The organism is Paenibacillus sp. sg306046, from assembly GCF_059821225.1.
Genome location: NZ_JCAMRT010000024.1, coordinates 1 through 20,932, shown reverse-complemented (window position 1 = coordinate 20,932; position 20,932 = coordinate 1). Strand labels below are relative to the sequence as shown.

The following is a 20,932-nucleotide window of genomic DNA, read 5'->3' as shown; positions in this document are numbered from 1 at the left end:
CTATTCCAGAGCCTTGGGCGCAGCTAGCCTAACATAAATCAGAAACAGTCCGCACACGATCGCAATCAGGCCATGTCCCCCGAACACGTCCCAGCGGGCTGCGAAATAACCGAAAGCAAAGCCTCCTCCGCCCCGCTGCTGGCCGTGCGGCCAAGCCCGGTGAGAACCATAACAAGCGCGAACTGCCAGAACGACGAAGCGCCCAGCAGCAGCGCAAATTCCAGGCAGCCCATCGCCGCAGCCGCAAACAAAATTTCCGCATAAACGACCAGCTGCACCGTCATGCCCCGCTCTTCCCAGAACAGCCGCTCAATGACATAAGCAGGGATCAGGCTGGAAAAGAAGCGGAATACATAAAGCTTCCACACATGGGATCGCACGCTGGACTTGTTGCTCATTGACTTGTTGCTCATTGACTTACTGTTCACAGGCAGGTTGTTCATCCTGAAGGCTCCTTTTCGCATGAATGTAGGTAAATTTCCTACCATTCATGCCTGGAGGCGCCCGAGAACGACAAGCCGGTCAAGCTTAACTGGGAGGTCTTGGTTGCAGCATCATGTATCGCTACTTCGGTTTAGGATTCATTTTCTCCGTCCAGCGGGTAAAAGATAACGTCAACCGGAAACGCCGATCCGGCCGCAGGCGAAAACGCCAAATCAAGTGACGGCTCGGTGCCGTTCGTCCGGGCAATAATCGTATAACCCTGGTAATCCATCATAACACCGGACGGCGGTGTCTGCACAATGCTGCCGTTGACCATAAACGGTCCCTTGAACACGCCGCCGCGCGGCAAAACAAGCACGGACATTTTCGGCGGCGCTTCCACATGGATATGGTACATCACACCGTAATTACCGAGATTGGTGGACGGCTTCTGCTCGAAAGCATCATACCCGGTTACAAATACGTCGGTCTGTCCGTCGCCAATCGGGAAGCTGGAGGGCTTCTCCAGCCTGGATGCATCCACGTCCCACTGCACCTCGGAGCCGGTAAACGTGCCGCGCACATTGCCGCTGTACGGCAGCGCCGGAAAGTCGGCGACCTGCTCCAGTCCTTCATCCTGCTCCAGCGCGACGAACGTAAACTCAACCTCGCCGTCCGTCTCGACATCATAGATGACATTGACGCCTTGCCCCGGATAAAAGTTTGGCATCGTCCGGTAATACGCGGATTCGCCCGGCTTCAGCGCCAGCTGCTGGGCTTGCTCCGGCTGTCGGTCGCCCTGCAGAAATTCTATGGTTGCTTCATTGCCGATCAAATTCGCATAAATCGAAGGGTACACTTCACCCTGATTCGTCGTCTTGACCGTCACCTGCTGCGTCTTGCTTGGATTATGCGCAATAATAGCGAATTTCATTTTACGGGCAGTGCCGTTTACATGGTCCGCATACAGGCGGGCTTTGCCGTCGACCTTGTCCCGGTACAGCATGCCTTTCTCGGTAAACGTTTCCGGACTGTCGCTGACAATCAGCGGACGATCGGACGGCTTCCGCTCGGTCAGCTTCAACGCCGGAATGCCACGCAGCCGCTGCCGCAGCACCGTTTCTTCCTCCTTCACAAACGTACCGACTGGCCGGTGGTACACCTCGTACGTAAACGCATCGAGATACGGCTCATTCTTAACCAGCACGTTGCGGGAAAACGTTTCGCTCGCTTGACCCGTGCTGTCCGTCACCTGCAGCGATACTTTATACAAGCCTGGCGTGAAGATCGCTTCGGCGTTGCCCGTCCACTGCACACCCGACAGCTTGTCGCCTTTCGGATCGTAGCTCAGGTCCGTGTATCGGATCGGCTCGCCGATGCGGTAAAACTCCCGGTCTACCACAAATTTGGCGACCGGCTTCACGTTGGGCAGCGTATCGTTGGCAAACAGCGACGGATCGTTGCCCGACCGGATGTACGTTAATTCCACCCGCCCCCGTCCTTCCTCGATGCGCGATTGAATCGCCACATAACGCTCAAGAAACGTCAGACCGATATACAGCCGTTCCTGCTCCAGCCGCACCTCCTCGCCCCAAGGCTGTGCCGAGCCGTTGACATATACAGTTTTATTAGCAAGCGACAGCTCCAGAAACGCCTGCGGAGTCGTCATTTGCGCCGCTCCCTTCTGTTCATTCCATTGCACAGGCAAGCCCAGCCAGTTGGTCAGCTCCGCTACGGGCAAATAATAATGGTCGCTGCGCTTGAGCAGCGGCAGCGAATGCTTCAGCTCGGTGCCGTTCAGGTAGGCGGTCGAGGCTTCGGGGTACAGCAGCAGATGGTTGCCCTCGGGCACCGAAGCGGCAGCCAGCGCCGATTGCCCGCTGTGAGCGCCGATCAGGCAAAAAGCGCCAACCGCCAGCAGCCACGGACGAAGCTTGACTAGATAGTTAAATATGATCACGTTATAAATCCCTTCTCTATATAGGTAACTGCGGCTGTGCGCGCAGCAGGCTCACTTTTTTTCCGGCAGCGGGTACAGTATCCACTCGACCTGCGGGCTGCTGCCCGGCGCAGCCATCCATTCGATGTGGACGGCGGACTCCAGGCCGTTCGTCCGGGCGACGACAAACGCGCCGTCCTCGGCCGTCAACCCTCCGTAGGGCAGCGGCACAAGCTGGCCGTCCACCCGCAGCACGCCGTCGGCTTGTCCGACCTTTACGTGCAGCGCAATCGCCGTAGGCTGCGGCTTATTATAATGAAGCGTCTGCAGCACGCCAAGCTCGGACACGGAAAGCGGCTCACTGGACCAGACTGAAACGGCGGTCAAGTTTTTCTCCGGCTCGACCACGTCCAGCCGAATTTCGGACAGCGCGTAAGCGGTGCGCGGATCAACGGAAGGCTGCTGCTTGTCAGGAGCAGAATCAGCCGACGACGTGCCTAAGCCTGTATCCGGCAGGCTGCCCGGCACCTCAACAGGAATCTCAGCACGCTTGTCAGCCAACCCGTCCGAAAGCAAGGCGTCAGCACGGCTGACCTGGTTGCCGCCAGCGGGCAAAGCGGCGGCACCGACGCTGCCCGTCGGTCGATGCTCCTTCGGCAGTTCAGCCTGCATCGCCGGCGTGAACAGCTGGCGGAAGGATTGCGCCGCATCGCCGACCTGGGCAGCTGCGAAGCCGATCCGCAGCGGGCCGTCTGTTGTCACGTCACGCAGCAGCACGGTTCCTTGCCCCGGCTCCAGCCTGACCGTGCCCAGCTCGACCGTTTTGCCCGGGGGCACCTCAACGGCAGCTCCGCCAGCAGGCTGGAGCAAAAAGTCGGCGACCGCTTCCCTGCTGAGCGAGCGGTGCAGCACAGTCGGCGGCAGCTCGCCTTGAGCCGTTGTACGCAGCGTCCGGCTGGCAGCTGAATCGTTATAAGCGAGCAGCTTCAGCTCAACCGGCTTCGCCATGCCGTTGCTGTGGTAAGCGGCCAGCCGGGTCAGACCGGTCACGCTCTGCTGCCGGATTGCCCCAAGCTGCCGAATAACCGGCTGCTCACCGCTGAGGACACGAGGACGGTACGATGACGTCGTCACCAGTCCGTTCAAGGGCTGGGCATGCTCGGCCGCAGCCTGCCAGGCCGCAGTTTGCGGCTTGATCAGCGAGCCTACAGGACTCCTGTACCACGGGTATTCGGCTTCGCTTAAATAACGCTCCGCCGTAACCCGAATCTGGCGGGTATACGTCTTGCTCCAGCTGCCGTGGCGGTCGCGGGTTTCCATGGACACCGTATAGGTGCCCGGCTCGAAAAACGCTTCCCGCTTGCCCGTCCACCGGTATTCAGGCAAGCCTTCGGCATCGGGATCATAGCTCAGATCGAGATAGTGGACAGGCTCGCCGAGCCGGTAAGTCGCTTTGTCCGTAGCAAATACGGCAATCGGGCTTGAATTGGGCTGCGTATCCCCGGCATAATCAGATTCCTTGTAAGCGGTATCTGTCGGCGTCACATAAGTCACAACAGCCTTGCGTGCGACAGATTGTCCCGGCTCGGCCAGCGGATCAACCTTCAGCGTCATGTACGGTGCGACCCAGTGCAGCTTGACCAGCAAGGCGCCATGGCGCACAACAGCCGTATCCGCCTCTTCAGCCTGCACGCCGTTGACCGCCGCCGTTCCGCGCTCCAGATCCCATTCCAGATAAGCAAGCGGCGCCTTCAAGCCGACAACCCGACGCTCTTCATGCCAGACGGCTTCCATGCCGACCTGCTCGCTGAGCCAGCGGAGCGGCACATACAAGCTGTCGTCGATCAACTCGGCTGCGGTTTCCAGCGGCACCGGGCGACCGTCGATGTCCGCAAAGCGCTGCTGAGCTTCCATTTCAATATGTATCGTCGTGCCTGCAGCGTCAATCGCTGACACACGGGGTTGCGCGGCCAGCGCTGTCGCCAGCACAAGGGCAAGCGCGGCCAGATGTTTTTTCTTCAAATTCAACGTACTGCTACTTAAAATACGAACAACTATATCCATATCAAGAATATTCCTTCTTCAATGTGCCTGTTCTCGACAAATAACGGTCTACTAACATTTGATAGAGCACTCCAAAGGCTTAAATTCCCGACTAGCCATCGGTACATGTGTACATTCGCTTGCTTATGCGATTTTATACACGGTAGCATTTTTTAAATTAACAGCAGCGTTCACATCTCGATCCATCCTGCTTCCACAATGATCGCAGACCTAGATTCGATTTGAGAGTTTCAAATCAACTTTCTTATGTCCACAACAAAAACACAGTTTGGATGAGGGATAGAAACGATCAACCATTCTCAATTCAATTCCATTCCTTTTGCATTTTACTTCTAACTTCGCACTGAATTGATGGAAGGATTGCCCCACTACTGCTTTGGCTAAATGCCGATTCTTCATCATTCCTCTAACATTCAAGTCCTCAATCGTTATAAAACTTGGTTTTTGCTTTATGACCTGATTAACCGCTTGGTTAATGTGGTTTTCTCGAATATTAGAAATTTGTTGATGAAGTCTCTGTATCTCTGTACCTTGAGGACTTGTTTCTGGATATTTTGCCTAGTAGCAGATTCCTCCTTTTTGTTTTTGGATTTTTTATAACTTTCGTATTTTCTCGAAAGTTTTCGTTGCTGACGCTTCAATGACTTTTCCAGCTTGTTCACTTTAGATATTTTGTTTATATTTTGTACGGGTTGATCTTGATTAGACAGGATTGCAAAATCTTTAACTCCTAAATCAATCCCAATCCCATCTCGATACGTAACGTTTCTCTTTTCGATCTGTTCGTCTACTAAAACAGAGACATAGTAGCTGCCTGCTCGTTGTGAAACGGTTCCACTTCTAATGATTGACTTTGTAGGCAAGTAGCCAAACTCTTTTAACTTCACCCATCCAAGCGTAGGTATTTTGATTCTGTGGCGTTCACATGGAATCATCATGTTTGCATCATTTTTTACAAAATACATCTTTACGTTCTGATTTTTCTTCTTTTTAAACCTCGGTAATTTCTCCACATTCATAATCGACTGCTTAACCGCTTCAGCATAAACCTCTTTAATCCACGTGTATTCAGGGTTATTCGGTATGAATTCTTTATTTAACGACTTAGAAAAGTCCATTCCTGACCTGAATTTTTCATTTTTTTACGTCTCTCTTGATTGTGTGCGAGATAAAAATTATAGACGAATCTACAAACTCCGAGAGTTCGATTGAATAGTTGCTTTTGTTCTTCATTCAATTGAATCTCTGTTTTGTACGATCTCATTCGAATTCATCCTTTATGTCTTCTTTGTATGTTCTTAATCCGTATACTCTACACCTTCATCTGCAATGATTTTGGAAACTCTAGTATAGATAACAGCCTTGCCTTTATTTTCGTTTTTGAGAAGCACCAGTATAGGTACTATATTATTCATGCGAATAGGATCTTCGATCTGTCGGTGTTCGATATGTCGTCAGCATACCTTCCATCTTTGAAGCGTTTTTATGGATACATTTAATCATTCAGCAAGTTCCTTATCGCATTCTCCTTTGACTAATTGATCGGGTAGAGCACCATTATAACACAGGCAGGCGCGGACGAATGCGTTCCTGGGCCTCGGCCAGCTGCTTGTTATCGACATGGGTATAAATTTGCGTCGTGGAAATGTCCGAATGCCCCAGAAGCTCCTGAAGCGTCCGCAAATCCGTGCCCCGGCGAAAATGCGTCGTTGCAAACGTATGCCGCAGCTTGTGGCTGCTGATCTTCTTGTCCTTGAGCGTCGGGCGGCTCGTTTTCACGGCAAGCGAGGTCCGGTCTACAATGGTCTGAATCGTCCGAAGGCCGATCCGGCGTCCCTCCTGCGAGACAAACAGCGCCGACAGCTCCCCGTGCCTCGGCTGCTGCCGTTCGCGGATATAGGCGGCCAGCACCTCGGCAACGCCTTCGTGCAGCGGCACGACGCGCCACTTCCGTCCTTTGCCCATGAAGGTCAGCGAAGCTTGTCCTTCGAGCTGCACATGCTCCAGGTTGAGCGCACGCACCTCGGACACACGCAGTCCACCGTAGGCCATCAGCAAGCATATCGCCAGATTGCGCAGCCGGTAGCGTCCGCTCACGCAGGCGATGAAGTCAGCCAACTCATCCTCGCTCAGAAACACCGGCGTCTTATGCTTCTCGACCTTCGACTTCTTGACCGTCATCGCCGGGTTGCCCTGGAGCTTCTCAAATTCATTCAGCGCATGATAAAAGCACCGCACCGCCGACACCATCCGGTTAATCGCCCCGTCCCCGGCTCCCCGGTCACGCATCACCTTCTGGTATCGCATAATATGGGACTTCGTTACTTTAGAGGGGGGCAGCTGGACATAGCGCAGAAAGGTTGCCGCTTCCCGTACATATTCAGCCTGCGTGCGGGACGTATAGCCGCCGTTCTCCAAAAAAATGAGAAAATCGCTTAAATCCTGCTCTTGCTCGGCATAATGCTCCACGACCTCCGCCTCCTCTGCTTTTCCTCCCAGCATAGCGAAAAAACGGTCGAAAAACAAGCAGCAAATGTATATTTGGCGCTTGTTTGAAATTAAAAGTCCCAAAATACGCTTACTATAGTTGAGAAGCAATACAAAAATAAGTAAACTAGAGGTATTCATGAAGGAGGCGTTACTATGGCAAGTGAACCTGCAGCAACTGAAACCGCAACGATGGAAATTGGCATCAGCACATTTTTGGAAGCAACCCCCGATCTGCAAACCGGCAAAACGATCAGTCACGCAGAACGTCTGCGCAACGCGGTAGAGGAAATCGTCCTGGCCGATCAGGTCGGACTTGATGTATATGGCGTCGGCGAGCATCACCGGTCCGACTATGCGGGCAGCGCCCCTGCTGTCGTGCTGGCAGCTGCCGCAGCGATGACGAAGCAGATCCGGCTGACGAGCGCCGTCACGGTGCTGTCCTCCGACGATCCGGTTCGCGTGTACCAGTCCTTCTCCACCCTGGACGGCATCTCGAACGGCCGGGCGGAAATTATGGCCGGACGCGGTTCGTTTATCGAATCCTTCCCCCTGTTCGGCTACAGCCTGGAGGATTATGATGAATTGTTCGAGGAGAAGCTGGAGCTGCTGCTGGCGATCCGCGATTCGGAAAAGGTAACCTGGTCCGGCCGCCACCGCGCGCCGATCCATAACCTGCCCGTCTACCCTCGCGCCGTGCAAAGCCCGCTGCCTGTCTGGATCGCAAGCGGCGGGAACCCGCAATCCGCGATTCGCGCCGGCGTGCTGGGGCTGCCTATTGCGTTTGCCATTATCGGCGGCATGCCGGAGAGCTTCGCTCCGCTGGTGTCCTTGTATAAGGAAGCTGCGGCGAAGGCCGGGCATGATCTGAGCAAGCTGCAAATTGCGACCCATTCGCACGGCTTCGTCAGCGACACGACGGAGCTGGCGGCCGAGCAGTTTTTTGCGCCGACACAGGCCCAGATGAACGTGATCGGACGCGAGCGGGGCTGGGGACAGTCGTACAGCCGCGCAACCTTTGACGCAGCCCGCAGCATGCGCGGCGCGTTGTATGTCGGCGATCCGGAGTACGTCGCGGAGAAAATTTTACTGCTGCGCAAAAACCTCGGCGTCACCCGGTTTTTCCTGCATGTCAACGTCGGGACGATGCCGCACCGCGACCTGCTGCACGCGATCGAGCTGCTCGGCACTAAAGTTGCGCCGATCGTACGCAAGGAGCTGGCCCGCGAGACGGCTGCCAACTAGGCTGGAGCGTGGACTCGCGTAGACTCCGCGTTGACTCGGGCCAGCAGGCGTGATGCTTGCCTTAGTCGAGGCAGGAGTCACGCACCAAAATAGCAAGCCGAGCGAACCCGTTGCGCGTCCGCTCGGCTTGTTTCTTTTGCGTTGAGCTGTGCAGCGGGTTCTCCTCATAGCTTTCTAGTAGATCGCTCCAGAAGTATCGTTACTTTCAGTAAGGCTCAAGATTAATGACTAACACGAGCCTTTAGGTACATGGGGATCTATCTACTAGTTACAGCAGTCCGCTCCTCACGGTCAGTGACTGCCGGAGGTTGACAGCTGCGCCCCCGATTCGATAGAGTCATCATGAAGTGAACCGAAAGGAGTTTTCTCCTCGTGACTATCTCTCCACCACCCCTCTCTCAGCTGCAAGCAGACTGTGAAAGCTGCTTTGGCTTGTGCTGTGTGGCGCTGCCATTTGCCGCCTCCTCCGACTTCGCGATCGACAAGGCCGGAGGTGTGCCCTGTCCGAATTTGCAGCCGGATTTCCGCTGCGGCGTTCATCTTCATCTGCGCCAGCTAGGCTTCAAGGGCTGCACGGTCTACGATTGCTTCGGCGCTGGCCAGCGCGTCAGCCAACAAACATTCGGCGGACGCGACTGGCGGCAGACGCCGGAATCGGCGGCGCAAATGTTTCACGTTTTCCCGGTTATGCGCCAGCTGCACGAGCTGCTCTGGTACATACATGAAGCGCTCGCCCTGCCCTCCTCCCACCCGATTCGCGAAGCGCTCACCCGCGCGTTGGAGACAACCGAGCAGTTGACCCAGCTTGACCCAAGCGCATTGACTTGGCTGGACATAGCCGCGCACCGCGAGGAAATCAATACGCTGCTGCTGCAGGCCAGCGAGCTGGCCCGTGCCGAAACGCTGCGCGAGCGCAAATCGTCGCCCGGCCGCCACAAGCTTGACCGCCGGGGAGCCGATCTGATCGGAGCAAAGCTTCGCGGCGCCGACCTGCGGGGAGCAAGCTTGCGCGGCGCTTACTTGATCGCCGCCGATTTAAGAAACGCAGACTTGCGGAGCGCGGACCTGATCGGCGCAGATTTCCGGGATGCGGACCTGCGGGGCGCGGACCTTACAGGAAGTCTGTTCCTCACCCAGTTTCAGGTGAATGCGGCCCAAGGCGATGCCAACACAAAGCTGCCGCCTGCGCTGTCTGTTCCGCCGCATTGGCTGGCTGCTGACAAGAAGCGTTAGTCCTCGTCGGCAATTCGATTCGCTTCCCCGGCTCAAGGAAGCATCCGTGAATTTCTTGCTGGTCTAGCTCATCTGATCATGCTGCCGCTCGCCTTCGTCCAGTTTTCGACAAAAAAGTTGCACTGCGTTCATAACTGGGATAAACTACCTGTACACGCAGGCGTGAGCCCCAAGCTCCCATGAAATCCCAGGGACATTCGCACCTCAAGCCCCGCAAGGGTTTTGGGCGTTTCGGAGTCGAATTGCGGCCTGAACATACAGCTGAAATTTGAGGTTCGCACTTTTGGCGCCTAGAGCCCTTGTCCGGCAAGGCTTTTTAGCGGGTGCGTCGCTCCTTATATGGGAGCGTGGATTGAAACGAAAAAACAGTCGCCATGACGCCGCACATTTAGTCGCCATATACGGAAGCCTGAATTCACTAACATATGGTTAGCTAACATGATAACGATAAAAGCTTGTCACCCAACCAGGGATCAGCTATAATAGGTTCTTTAAGAAAATTACTCTAGCAGAGGGGCTCAATGTCTAGCACAGAGCCAGCAGGTGACCAAAATGATCGAAGTAAGGGCGTCCAAGCTTAGCGATGGGGAGTTTAATCGAGGGGTTTTTGCCACCCAGGATATAGCCAAGGGACAGTTGTTCCACGAGGCTCCTGTCATCCCGTACCCGAATGAAGAGCATGTGCATATCGAAAAAACATTGCTCGCAGATTATGTTTTCGAATACGGTGCGAATCATTCAGCACTGCTCTTGGGTTATGGGATGTTGTTTAACCATTCCTACACGCCCAATGCCCATTATGATTTGAATTTTGACAACCATACGGTCGATTTCTTTGCTTTCACTGATATTAAGGCGGGGGAAGAAATATTGATTAACTACAACGGAGAAGTGGATTGCAATGACCCGCTCTGGTTCGAGGATAAAGGCGAGCCAGCAGAGTAGCGCCTTCCAGACGTAGACATTCCGCTATAAGCCAGCCGCAAGCAAGACGCTCTTAAAGAAACAGCGACGTTCCCTATCATTCGGAGAAACGCCGCTGTTTCTTTTATATTCAGATGATATCCGGCAACATAGCTTTGCCAGTCGTCCGCCAATACCCAAAACGCTGCCCCACCTTTAGTCGCCGCTTAATCCTGCTGAATCGGATCGGGCTGAAGCCCTTCATCCTTCAGCTCCTCCTCCGTTTTCAAGCCTTCCATATCCTTGCCAAGGCGTTTGATTTCCTCCAGATTCGGAGCCATCGAACCGTTCATAATTTCCTCGATCGGCTTGTCCGCCCCCTTCTTCTCGGCGAATTTCTCATGCTCCTTGACCGTTGTTTTCAGATCCTCATTTTTATAATCTTGGTCAGCCATCGCTTACCGCCTCCTTGTAAGTGTAAATCTCTTCTTATGTTTAACCGGAGGCGGCCTTCCTTAAACCCCACCATACTTTAATTTTCCGAGCGCCCGTACTTTACTTCGCGGTCTTCGTCTAATGCAGAGGAATACCAGTCCGTCCATTGGCACATAGGTGTTAAATGAATTTTATAAGAACTTTCCCTTTTGCCCATACGATTGATTATATAAAATTAAGCTTGCTTAAATCATACAAAAGGAATCAGTTTGAGGAGTGGTTTGTGATGCTTGTAACGATTTGCAACGAAAAATTTTTATATAGAGACACGGAGTGACGAGCTGAGGTTCCTCTAAGACTTACATGAATGAATTGCATTAACATCTTGTAAGCCTAAAGTAGCGGCAGAAGGAGACTGAGCATGACAATAAACAAAAAAAGTTCGAGAACAATTGTCATCAACGAAGAACATTTTACCTGGACTGTCTCCCCCGATAGCGGGTATATTGTTATGATTGCAGAGCTTAAATTTTATAAAGGAAGGCGGCTTCAAGTACATGTTGAATCAGATATAAACAGTTTTTGGGCGAATTTCCCCAATACAGAGCATTTGAACTTAAAGATTATTAGACCCAAAGATGTAGCGCTTTTTATAAGCCAGGCACTTGAACAGGGTTGGAACCCTAAGGAAAAAGGCCCGCCCCTGGTCTTTAAACTTGACGGTACGCAACTCGTGAAAATTGAACGTTCTGAATAGCTTTCTTCCAAAAACGAGATGGCCATTTAAAAAGTGTAACCTCTGAAAACAAGTTTTTCATGCAAGTTATACGAAAGTGTATAGCTGATTGTTCGATCCCACCGCCGTGCACCGCGTACGGCGGCGGGATCGAGTCCACGTCTATCAACGCGGCGTCGTCGTCCGTCGAAGCGACGAAGTACTCGGAGATCAGACCCATGAGCCTGAACATGCCCCCTTGCCCTCCCTCAACACGCTGACCATACCGAACGCCCGCACGGCTCACGACCGCCGCGCCTTTAGGCGACACGTCCTAGCCCTACCGGGGTAGCGGTGCTCAGTCAGTGACCTCGAAGACGGTGACCGCGCCTCATTCCACCCTCCGGTCAAGCCGGAGGGCAGGCTAAACCTTGAAACGCTCTTGGGACTAGGTGGCATCCTGCTGTTCCAGCCATCGCAAAATCACTTGGTTTGTTTCTTCCGGCTTTTCTTGCTGGATCCAATGACCGCAATCCAGATTGACCACTTCCACATTGGGCACGAACGCTGTCAGGTTTTCAGACCTCTGGATCGCATCCCGGTCGCCGTAGATCATGAGGGTCGGCTGTTGGATGATTGGGTTCACGTCTGCCAACAAGCGCCAGTTGCGGCAAGGTTCCTGTACCAATTTATGCCGCCCGTGAACCCTGATGTTTCAAAGGCGGAGACGAAAACAGCCAACTCGCTGTCGCTCATGAGGGACTCACCGAGTGGTGTTTCTGCTCTGGAGAGATTGATCAACGACATACCTGGCTGAGGCTCTGTCGGGGGCTCGTTCTTCCGGTACATGTTGCGAAGGAACTGGAGTGTATTGTCTTCGAATACGGCGTCTGCGACGCCTGGCTGTCGATTGAAGTGGACAAAATAGTGGTCGCCTCCAAGTCTTTCTTCCATGAACTCGATCCAGGGTTTTTCTCCGCGCTCTTGGTAGGGCAAGCTCAGATTTATCACTTTGTTTACACGGTTGGGATGCAATAAGGTCAGTCCCCAAACGACCATTGCACCCCAATCATGACCGACAAAAGTGGCGTCTTCGTATCCATAGTGATCGAGAAGTGCGATGAGATCACCCGACAAATGTTCAATGTCGTAGTCTGTTACTTCGGTCGGACGGGATGAGTTGCCGTAACCCCGCTGGTTTGGGACGATGACATGGTAGCCCGCTGCGGCAAGGGCAGCCACCTGATGGCGCCAAGAAAAGGCATGCTCTGGCTAACCAAGGCTGGTTTCGTGTGATTATACAGATAAAGACGGGGCTGTAACGAATCGAATGGTCGAACCCTATGAGCTGCATTTTAGCGAATCGAGTTGGTATTTGAAAAGATTCTGTTTACATCGACAGGGATATCGAACATTCAAGTTATCCCGAATCGATCATATTACGATGGATGAACGCGCGTTTCGTCCTAGAGACGACTACCGCAATTCGTCAAGATTAAGGCCTGTATATCGGCTGGCATAAAAGATCAATTCATCGAAAGGTATGGTCGAAAAAGTATTGAAGACCATAGCTCTGGATGTTTATTGGCAACCATGTATGTCCCTCAAAATCGTAAGGGATTTCAATTTTTAGCAAGCTTCGGCACGCATCTAAAAGTAGTAGAGCCCAAAACCTGTGTTGAAGACTTTCGAAATTATTTATATCAAATGATGGAGAACTATTCCTGATAAAGGTCTCGTCCCGGCATATATGACCGATTCCACATGAGTTGGGTCTTTACGCGCTTCTTCATAGATTTAGCATCGAAGCTTCAACCTTCAACTCAGCTTTCCGCTTTACCACTATTTGTGATACGGTTCTCTGCGCTGTCTCTAACGGCAAGTTTTAGGGCCATCCTTTATGGGATGGCCCTTTCGCTTTGTTCAACTATCGTATCCTTAGGACAATCGTTACTTTTTCTTTACTGGTATCCAGATCTCACCTTGTGTATGCCCTGGCATTCCATAATACATTTCAAGTTGAGGACCCTCAACCTGTTCGTATCCAGATATCGGGAACCATTCGGTATATATTCGTTCCCATAGTTTTTGTAAATCACATTGCGGCTCCGGGAAAATAGCCCATGTTAAAGCTGGGACAGAAAGCCTTGTAAATCGCTCCGGAATTTCAAGTCCCTTCGGTAAATGATAGCATACCATGTACTTGAATGATTCTCCCGTATGGTCATATAAGGCAGCGTGCAACACGGTATTACCAAATCGCCCCAGCAGCTCGTTCATTAAATCCACACTGCCGTCTTCATCACATTGTTTACGAAACTGAGGAACATCAGTAAATGCCGTTTGCAAATCCTGACTAACATGACCATAAACGCCGAACATCTCAAAAGCCCCTCTTTGTTCGATCCGATAATTCATCTCGATATCTCCTTTTATTGAGATATGAAAGGATATTCGAGGATAGGCTTTTAAGGACACGCCTTTATCGCGCGCAGATACCGGCATGATCCCATGGAGATTTTTGAACGCCCGTGCGAACGCTTCCGGCGATTGGTATCCATATTTCATGGCTATATCGATTACCCTCGCATCGGTTGTCTGCAGTTCAAAAGCCGCCAAGGTCAATCGTCGACGTCGGATGTACTCGGATAACGTGATGCCGGTGATGAACGGAAACATTCGTTGAAAATGATACGTAGAGCAACAGGCAATCTGCGCTATGTCCTCATATGAGATATGGTCCGCCAAATTCGCTTCGATATAATTCATAGCGCTTTTCATCCTCTCCAACCAATCCATCGTTCTCCCTCCCTTCGAGTTAAATACTATCGCAAATAAAAATGACTCGCCGTGCATTTCCTGCACGAAATTGTCAGCATCGTTCTGTGACCCCAAAAAGCTCGCAAAAGCCCGTTTGCGCCTACTTTCCCCCCACGCTATCTGTTTCAATAATGAAATGAAAGGTGATCATGTGTTTTGAGAACGTTTTGAAGTCTACGATCCATGCTCTGCATCCGAGATTACATTCTTTGCTGCGTGTTATTTTAGAATGTTTTTCTCCAAGTATAATTCTCGAAGAAACAAAAACAAGGGAAGACCCAGTGAAGGACCTACCAGTAGCGTACCTGCAATCGGCAGCCATAAATATTTCATTCTCTTTCTGGTGCCTTCTAACAGAATGAATCCCATAAGCACGATCGCGGTAACTAAAACATCCATCCATGCAAAAGCTCCGATACGCGAACTGGTTATGGCTTCAAATAGGAGAGACAAATCGAGGCCGTTGCTCACGACCCAAGGGATGAACTGCGAGTAGGGCAAGACGAGTCCAAAAAAAGATAATACTCCGTAAAAGTACTTCATTTATAACCCTCCGATTCAAAAAAAGTATGCCTTGCTGTCCGCTGTTCGCAACGGTAAATTTCTTGCGTCCGACGCCTTTTAGCGCATGAACTTCCACACGAAAAAACCGCAAAACGTCCAACTACAAGTATATATCATTTCCTTGAATCACACCAAGCCCCCTCACAAGAGGGGGCAGAAGCCAAGCAGCAACTGGCAGACAGCATGTCCGATCCCGTCCCGCTCCAGCAAGTCAGGCTGGCGCTCTCACAATTTCACAAGCTGCTTGAAGAGCCGCCGCCGGAGACGCAAAAGACACTGCTCCAGACCGTCGTGAAGCAAATCCACAGAAAGATCGGCGCAAAGTCGCGGGCATTGAGCAAGAGCGCGAGGCTTGACAAGAAGCCGAACGGAAGCGTAAGGAAGAGGAACGCCGTCAGCGTGTACATGAAGAAGTTGACCAAACACTGATGCTGGGGAATTTATCGGAGGACTACGATATCGCCTGCAAAATAAGACGCTACATTGCTGCAGTTGAGGCATCTGGAAACCTTGATCCAAAGACAACGGAATGGCTAGAATGGGCAAAAGCCAAGGCAGACCGGTATGATCCAACGATTGGCCGGGAGGATGAGTTTTTCGGGAAACGTGATCACCGAAGGAACGCTGACGAAAAAGAAGCTGGAGCGTAAATGGCGGTGATGAGCGGGAAAAGCAAGTGGACCTTTGTGTTCTTCAGGCCCGCTTGCTGTTCCAAGGGAAAGGTACCATTTCATCTCCCTGAGCAACATCCCTTTAGAAACCGTAGCCGTATGCGCCCAGCATGTACGGGGGTGTGAGAGTTCAGGGGGTTCGTCACCCCCTGCTGCTCGTTTCCGTGCTACCGTATAATTTCGCGAAGCAGGCCCCTCGTTCAAGCAATTCCCGATACGTGCCTTGTTCGACAACGGTTCCCTCATTCATGACCATGATCAGATCCGCTTTCTCCACGGTGCTGAGCTGATGAGCGATCAGAATGGTCGTGCGGCCTTCCATCAATTGGTTGAGCGCCTGCTGCACCCAATATTCCGATTCGGAATCCAAGGCGGACGTTGCCTCATCCAGCAGCAAAATCGGGGCGTTCTTGAGCAATGCGCGGGCAATGGCAATTCGCTGTCTCTGACCGCCTGACAAAGACTTCCCGCGCTCCCCCACCTGCGACTGATACTGCTCGGGCAGCTCCTTAATAAAATGATGCGCATGCGCCGCTTTGGCCGCCTCTATGACCTCCTCTTCCGTCGCTTGCGGATTTCCGTAACGAATGTTCTCTTCGATCGTTCCGCTGAACAGGAAGGCATCCTGCGGCACATAAGCGATGCGCGCGCGAAGCTCGTCCAAGGTATAATGTCCAAGCGGCTTGCCTTGAATCAGAAGCTCCCCGCCGTCAATGGGGTAGAAGCCCAGCAGCAGCTTGATCAGCGTGCTTTTGCCGCTGCCGCTGCTGCCTACGATCGCGGCGATTTGTCCTGGAGCTACTCGCAACGATACATCGCACAGCACTTTTTTGCCTGGCTGATAGGAAAATTCTACGCTCTGAAGCTCCACCATGGCAGGCGAAGATGCAGACGAAGTCTTAAACGCAGGCTCATCCTCTTGCCGAGCTCCGATTTGCTGCGGCTCCTCTTGCTCGTCCAATAATTGCTGCAGACGCTGCGCACCCGCCAACGAGTTCTGCGCCATGGACAGCGTCGTGCCGAAATTCATAATGGCGTGGGTCAGATTGATTTGAAGCACGGCCAGCGCCGCTACGGTTCCCATTCCAATAAGGCCATAGGTATAGAGCAAACTGCCTGTGGCAATGATTCCGCAGAATGTCACATAACTGACAAAATGATTCACGGCGGCCAGCATGCCATTTTTTCTGGCGGTGTGTGTGGCTACGCTCGTTGCTTGTTCATTCAAGCTTGCATACTGCGCATAGATCGGCTGGATATGGAATAATTTCACAAGCTGTATCCCTCCGATAAAGTCGGAGAGTTTCTCCGTCATCCTGGCCAGAAGTTGGAGCGATTGCTCGGAGAGTGTGCGAATCTGCCGTACAAACCGGGCGCTGATCGCAAAGGAAACCAGCAAAATGGCAAGCGAAGCGCACGCAAACGGCCAATGAACGACAAACATCGTCACAAGCGAGCCCACACCGAATACGAACTGCAGCAGCAGCACGAAATAAACGCCTGTGTAGGTCACTTCCAAAGTGTTCACGTCGTTGTTCATCCGAGAGAGGATATCTCCGTTGTGCGTCTGCTCCAGATACCTCGACCGAAGCTTGCAAAGCTTGGCAAAAAGACGCTCCCTTATATCCGCCATCGTCAACTCCACGCTGCTGCGAAACATATAGGAAAAACCCGGAGCGACGAAATTCACGAGAAACAGGGAGCCGGCCAATATAAAAATTGCACGATACATCAGCGCAGTATCCTGCGACACTGCAAAATCGACGAGACCCTGGACAACCAGGCTGAAAGATACCAAAAACAAGCTTTGAATGGTCGTGCTTATACCAAGGCCGACGAAATAACGAATTTTGCGTCTTTTGCTCATAAAGTTTAGGATATGACCAAGTTCCTTCGCTTGGGAGACCATTTCAGCCGCTTTCATGAGAAGGCCACCTCCCTGCTTTTCACAAGGGCGGTGGTAAACTCTTGATGGTACGAACGAGCGTACAAACCGTTCAACGCCAGCAGCTCGCTATGATTGCCAGCTTCTGCAATTCCCCCCTGCTCCATGACCAGGATTTCATCCGCCTTCTCGATCGTTGACAGCCGGTGCGCAATCACAATGGTTGTTCGGTCTTTCATGAGCACCTTCAGCGCTTCCTGAACGTAAAATTCAGACGCCGTATCCAGAGCGGATGTAGGCTCGTCCAAGAGCAGGATAGGCGCGTCCTTGAGGAATGCGCGCGCAATGGTGATCCGCTGGCGCTGTCCGCCGGATAGAAGCCCGCCCCTCTCTCCTACCTCGGCTTGGTACCCGCCGGGAAGCTCCATGATAAACGAATGCGCATTGGCCAGCTTCGCCGCTTCGATCACCTCGTCCATCGTCGCGTGCTCCCGTCCGTAAGCAATATTGTCGGCAATCGTGCCGCTGAACAAATACGCATCCTGGGTAACAACCGAAAAACAAGAACGAAGCTCATTCGGGTTGCTGTCTTGAATCGGTTGGCCGAAAATTTGAATCGCTCCCTGATCGGCAGGCAAGGGATAAAATCCGCATAACAGCTTAAACACCGTGCTCTTTCCCCCGCCGCTCGCTCCGACCAGCGCAACGGTTTTCCCTTCCGCTACCGTAAAGCTGAGATTTCGCAGCACAGGAGCGTTGTCATCGTAAGCGAACGTAACGTTATCGAATGCGACAGGCGGATCATCCGTTCTTGTAATCGAATGCCCCTCCAGATGTTCGGCAGGCTGCTTCAGCATTTCGGCCACCCTCTTCAAAGCCCCGGTCATTTGAAAGGTGTTCGTAATCAGAGTCGGGATGTGATCCAGCGGCTCCAGACATAAATTAAGCAGGTATAGAAACGCGATCAATTCTCCGGCGCCAAACTTTCCTATGGATATTAAATAGCTGCCGTAGATCACGGAGAAGATAATCGGACTTAGCATCAGCGAAAACAAGATCGGGTCAACCCAAGCCTCCCGTTTTCGCACGGCCAGCTTCTTGCGCAGCGTCAATTGAAGCAGAGACTGATACGAACGAAGCAGCATTCCCGAGAGCAGGTAGCTTTTTACAATCGGCATTCCGCCCAGCGTATCCTGCGCAATAGCGTTCATTTGCCCCATATGCTCTTGCGCCTCTTCCGTCAGTCGCTGCATTTGTTTGCCGACCCAATGCGATACGAACAAGGAAATGGGAAGAAGCAGAAGACTGAACAATACGAGCTGCCACTGAATCCAAATCAAATAGATGAAGCAGCCGATAAACAACAACGGATGGTAAAACCATTGCGCCAAATCCCGGCTCATGAATTGATGGATGACCTGCAGGTCATTGCTGGACCTCGACAGCACATCCCCGGAGTGCTGCTTTTCGATATAATAAACAGGCAGCTTCCCGATATGGTTCATCATATGATTCCGAATATCTCTTATGGCCAAGGCGCTGCTTCGCTCCACGCCGAACGCCATAAAATACTTCGCAGGAACGCCGATCAGGATGACGGCAAAAACCGTGAAAACGATGGGCATGACGAGCCGTCCTGCCCCATTCTCCGCACGAGTCGTTAAATCTTGAATGAAACTGCCTATCCATATCTCGATCAGCGCTGCCGCCATGGCCGAGACAATCCCGACGATCATCCACCCTATGTGAGTTTTCATATATGTCCATAACCAGAGAAATGATTTACACAGGGTCAATCCGTCTTTTCGCTCTTGCACCACATGTTGTCCCCTTTCAAGGTATGCGCAGGGTTAATCGGCTTCAAAACAGCACCTTATGAGCTTCCATCTTCCGCTCAATGATGAGTTGGACGATGCGCCCAATCACGTTCGCGTTTTCTTCCACGTATTCGGGAGCAAACACCTGCTCATGAACTCCGGCGAGCTGATATTCCTCGTAGTTTTGCCGGGTCGCTTCCTGCCAGGACGGCCTAGGTTCAAGCGCTCCACGCTCTCTGGAGCCCTCCGCGATTAGCCCGTGAATATTCGCCTGAACCGTGCCCGAGTGAACCAGTTTCGCTCCATAGGTCAGATACGCCCGCACTTTGCGCTCCACGCGTTCGCGAATGAACGGGTTGTCGAGCAATTCTTTCTCCATCCCTTCGGCAGGCTCCAAAATTTCTTTGATGTCGCTTTCCACTTCGTCCATCGGAGTTTCGAATTGTTTATACAGCGAGTCCAGCATGATCAGGTCGGAGACGCGGCCGCCTCTTTTCTCTATCGCTTGGGCCACCTCATACATCAGATTGCCGCCCAACGAATACCCCAGCAGCACATACGGCGAGCCGTCCTGCACGCGGACGAGCTCCTCCACATAACGGTCTGGAATGTCCTCGCAGCCATCCGTATCGTCCATAAAATCTATGGCGTAAAGCACGCAGCGGTCATCCAGCTTCTTCGCCAGCTCCATATAGCTTATGCCATATCCGCCCCCCGGAGGAAAACAAAAGACGTTGATCGGTCCGTTCTCGTTGAGTTTCATAAAGCGGTTGCCGCTGCGTCCCTCATGCCCGGATTGCCAAATCTCATACGCCATCGCTTCGACGGACGGATTCTGGAACATGTTGTGGAGCGAGATTTCGACTCCCGTTGCGGCATACACTTTTTGAATCAATTGCATAAGGCTTAAGGAGTGGCCGCCCAGATCAAAGAAGCTGTCCTTCACACCGACCTTCACCGGGCCGAGGATCTCTTGCCAAACACGCACGAGCTGCTCTTCCAGCGGTGTACGGGGCGCGGTGTATTCTGCACCGGTATGCACGCTTCCCTCCGGCGCGGGCAGCGCCTTGCGGTCCGTCTTCCCGTTCGATGTCAGCGGCATCTTCTCCAGCTGCACGAAGTACGACGGAATCATGTACCCCGGCATTTCCTCCGACAGCTTTCCTCTTAGCTCGCTCACCGTCAGCGCCTTGTCCGCTACCAAGTATGCGCACAGCTGCTTCTCGCCGCTTTCGTCCTCTCGCGCGATGACGATCGCTTCCTGTACCGACTCCACCTTCAACAGCTGCGCTTCCACTTCCCCAAGCTCGATCCGGTACCCGCGGATCTTGACTTGATGGTCGATCCGTCCCAAGTATTCGATGTTCCCGTCCGGCAGCCATTTCGCCAGGTCCCCTGACTTGTACATCCGTTCTCCCGGCGCAAACGGGTTCTCCACGAACTTCTCCGCCGTTAGCTCCGGACGGTTCAGATACCCGCGCGCCAGCCCGTCTCCGGCCACATACAGCTCTCCGGCCACGCCCGCCGGCACGCATCGGCGGCCCGCATCCAGCACGTACGCCTTCAGCGTAGGGATCGGTCTTCCGATGTTGCTTCTGCCCTCTTCGATTTCCACCTCGGTGATTTCCTTGTACGTCACGTGTACCGTCGTTTCCGTAATCCCGTACATATTGATCAACTGCGTAGCCGGGTACCGCTTCCTCCAGTCCTTCAGCTGCTGCGGCGCCAGCG

17 protein-coding genes and 2 pseudogenes are annotated in these 20,932 nt (G+C 52.7%); 6 read left to right on the top strand and 13 right to left on the bottom strand.

The window, feature by feature from the left end; translation table 11 throughout:
- Positions 1 to 65: 65 nt before the first annotated feature.
- The 5 genes and pseudogenes from AC6ROY_RS20900 to AC6ROY_RS20880 all read right to left on the bottom strand — a co-directional run bounded on the left by AC6ROY_RS20900 (position 66) and on the right by AC6ROY_RS20880 (position 6,895).
- Positions 66 to 443: a hypothetical protein gene (locus AC6ROY_RS20900; protein WP_500102538.1), complete on the bottom strand. Its 378-nt coding sequence runs from the start codon at positions 441 to 443 to the stop codon at positions 66 to 68.
- A 131-nt stretch (positions 444 to 574) separates the two neighbouring features.
- Positions 575 to 2,383 carry a stalk domain-containing protein gene (locus AC6ROY_RS20895; RefSeq protein WP_500102537.1) on the bottom strand — a complete coding sequence of 603 codons (1,809 nt, stop codon included), beginning with the start codon at positions 2,381 to 2,383 and terminating at the stop codon, positions 575 to 577.
- Positions 2,384 to 2,434: 51 nt separating this feature from the next.
- Positions 2,435 to 4,426, bottom strand: a complete 1,992-nt coding sequence (locus AC6ROY_RS20890) for a stalk domain-containing protein (protein ID WP_500102536.1) — start codon at positions 4,424 to 4,426, stop codon at positions 2,435 to 2,437.
- Positions 4,427 to 4,549: 123 nt separating this feature from the next.
- A pseudogene (locus tag AC6ROY_RS20885) lies at positions 4,550 to 5,690 on the bottom strand (RNA-guided endonuclease InsQ/TnpB family protein).
- 293 nt (positions 5,691 to 5,983) lie between these two features.
- Positions 5,984 to 6,895: a tyrosine-type recombinase/integrase gene (locus AC6ROY_RS20880; protein ID WP_500102535.1), complete on the bottom strand. Its 912-nt coding sequence runs from the start codon at positions 6,893 to 6,895 to the stop codon at positions 5,984 to 5,986.
- A gap of 174 nt (positions 6,896 to 7,069) precedes the next feature.
- On the opposite strand from AC6ROY_RS20880, the gene AC6ROY_RS20875 reads away from it, so the two are divergent.
- The 3 genes from AC6ROY_RS20875 (at position 7,070) to AC6ROY_RS20865 (ending at position 10,336) form a co-directional block, all read left to right on the top strand.
- On the top strand, positions 7,070 to 8,158 hold the full coding sequence (locus tag AC6ROY_RS20875) for an LLM class flavin-dependent oxidoreductase (protein WP_500102534.1): 1,089 nt from the start codon (positions 7,070 to 7,072) through the stop codon (positions 8,156 to 8,158).
- Positions 8,159 to 8,530: 372 nt separating this feature from the next.
- Positions 8,531 to 9,391 (top strand): pentapeptide repeat-containing protein, encoded by an 861-nt coding sequence (locus AC6ROY_RS20870; protein ID WP_500102533.1) that lies wholly within the window; start codon positions 8,531 to 8,533, stop codon positions 9,389 to 9,391.
- 552 nt (positions 9,392 to 9,943) lie between these two features.
- Entirely contained in the window at positions 9,944 to 10,336 is a 393-nt protein-coding gene (locus AC6ROY_RS20865) for an SET domain-containing protein (protein WP_500102532.1), read from the top strand.
- Between the two features lie 185 nt (positions 10,337 to 10,521).
- Here the strand turns inward: AC6ROY_RS20865 and AC6ROY_RS20860 are convergent, their stop codons facing one another.
- Positions 10,522 to 10,749 (bottom strand): hypothetical protein, encoded by a 228-nt coding sequence (locus AC6ROY_RS20860; RefSeq protein ID WP_500102531.1) that lies wholly within the window; start codon positions 10,747 to 10,749, stop codon positions 10,522 to 10,524.
- A gap of 401 nt (positions 10,750 to 11,150) precedes the next feature.
- Between AC6ROY_RS20860 and AC6ROY_RS20855 the strand changes: the two genes are divergently transcribed.
- Positions 11,151 to 11,486 (top strand): hypothetical protein, encoded by a 336-nt coding sequence (locus tag AC6ROY_RS20855; RefSeq protein ID WP_500102530.1) that lies wholly within the window; start codon positions 11,151 to 11,153, stop codon positions 11,484 to 11,486.
- Between the two features lie 406 nt (positions 11,487 to 11,892).
- On the opposite strand, the gene AC6ROY_RS20850 is transcribed toward AC6ROY_RS20855, so the two are convergent.
- Both AC6ROY_RS20850 and AC6ROY_RS20845 read right to left on the bottom strand, forming a co-directional pair.
- Complete coding sequence (locus tag AC6ROY_RS20850) at positions 11,893 to 12,090, bottom strand: alpha/beta fold hydrolase (protein ID WP_500102529.1); 198 nt, start codon at positions 12,088 to 12,090, stop codon at positions 11,893 to 11,895.
- Positions 12,087 to 12,686 (bottom strand): alpha/beta hydrolase, encoded by a 600-nt coding sequence (locus tag AC6ROY_RS20845; protein WP_500102528.1) that lies wholly within the window; start codon positions 12,684 to 12,686, stop codon positions 12,087 to 12,089. The genes AC6ROY_RS20850 and AC6ROY_RS20845 overlap by 4 nt, the downstream gene beginning before the upstream one ends.
- A 37-nt stretch (positions 12,687 to 12,723) precedes the next feature.
- Here AC6ROY_RS20845 and AC6ROY_RS20840 point away from each other — a divergent pair.
- Positions 12,724 to 13,172, top strand: a pseudogene (locus AC6ROY_RS20840) (WYL domain-containing protein); the annotation flags it as partial.
- 222 nt (positions 13,173 to 13,394) lie between these two features.
- On the opposite strand, the gene AC6ROY_RS20835 reads toward AC6ROY_RS20840, so the two are convergent.
- Together AC6ROY_RS20835 and AC6ROY_RS20830 are read right to left on the bottom strand one after the other, a co-directional pair.
- Positions 13,395 to 14,243, bottom strand: a complete 849-nt coding sequence (locus AC6ROY_RS20835) for an AraC family transcriptional regulator (RefSeq protein ID WP_500102527.1) — start codon at positions 14,241 to 14,243, stop codon at positions 13,395 to 13,397.
- Positions 14,244 to 14,483: 240 nt separating this feature from the next.
- Positions 14,484 to 14,807, bottom strand: coding sequence for a DUF2834 domain-containing protein (locus AC6ROY_RS20830; RefSeq protein WP_500102526.1), 324 nt, complete (start codon positions 14,805 to 14,807; stop codon positions 14,484 to 14,486).
- A gap of 204 nt (positions 14,808 to 15,011) precedes the next feature.
- Between AC6ROY_RS20830 and AC6ROY_RS20825 the strand changes: the two genes are divergently transcribed.
- Positions 15,012 to 15,257, top strand: coding sequence for a hypothetical protein (locus AC6ROY_RS20825; protein ID WP_500102525.1), 246 nt, complete (start codon positions 15,012 to 15,014; stop codon positions 15,255 to 15,257).
- Positions 15,258 to 15,641: 384 nt separating this feature from the next.
- Here AC6ROY_RS20825 and AC6ROY_RS20820 read toward each other — a convergent pair whose 3' ends face one another.
- The 3 genes from AC6ROY_RS20820 to AC6ROY_RS20810 form a co-directional block, all read right to left on the bottom strand.
- Complete coding sequence (locus tag AC6ROY_RS20820) at positions 15,642 to 17,423, bottom strand: ABC transporter ATP-binding protein (protein ID WP_500102524.1); 1,782 nt, start codon at positions 17,421 to 17,423, stop codon at positions 15,642 to 15,644.
- Positions 17,420 to 19,141, bottom strand: coding sequence for an ABC transporter ATP-binding protein (locus tag AC6ROY_RS20815; RefSeq protein WP_500102523.1), 1,722 nt, complete (start codon positions 19,139 to 19,141; stop codon positions 17,420 to 17,422). Before AC6ROY_RS20815 ends, AC6ROY_RS20820 begins: the two co-directional genes overlap by 4 nt.
- Before the next feature lie 103 nt (positions 19,142 to 19,244).
- Positions 19,245 to 20,932 (bottom strand): non-ribosomal peptide synthetase family protein (locus AC6ROY_RS20810; RefSeq protein ID WP_500102522.1); only part of this gene is annotated, 1,688 nt, incomplete at its 5' end.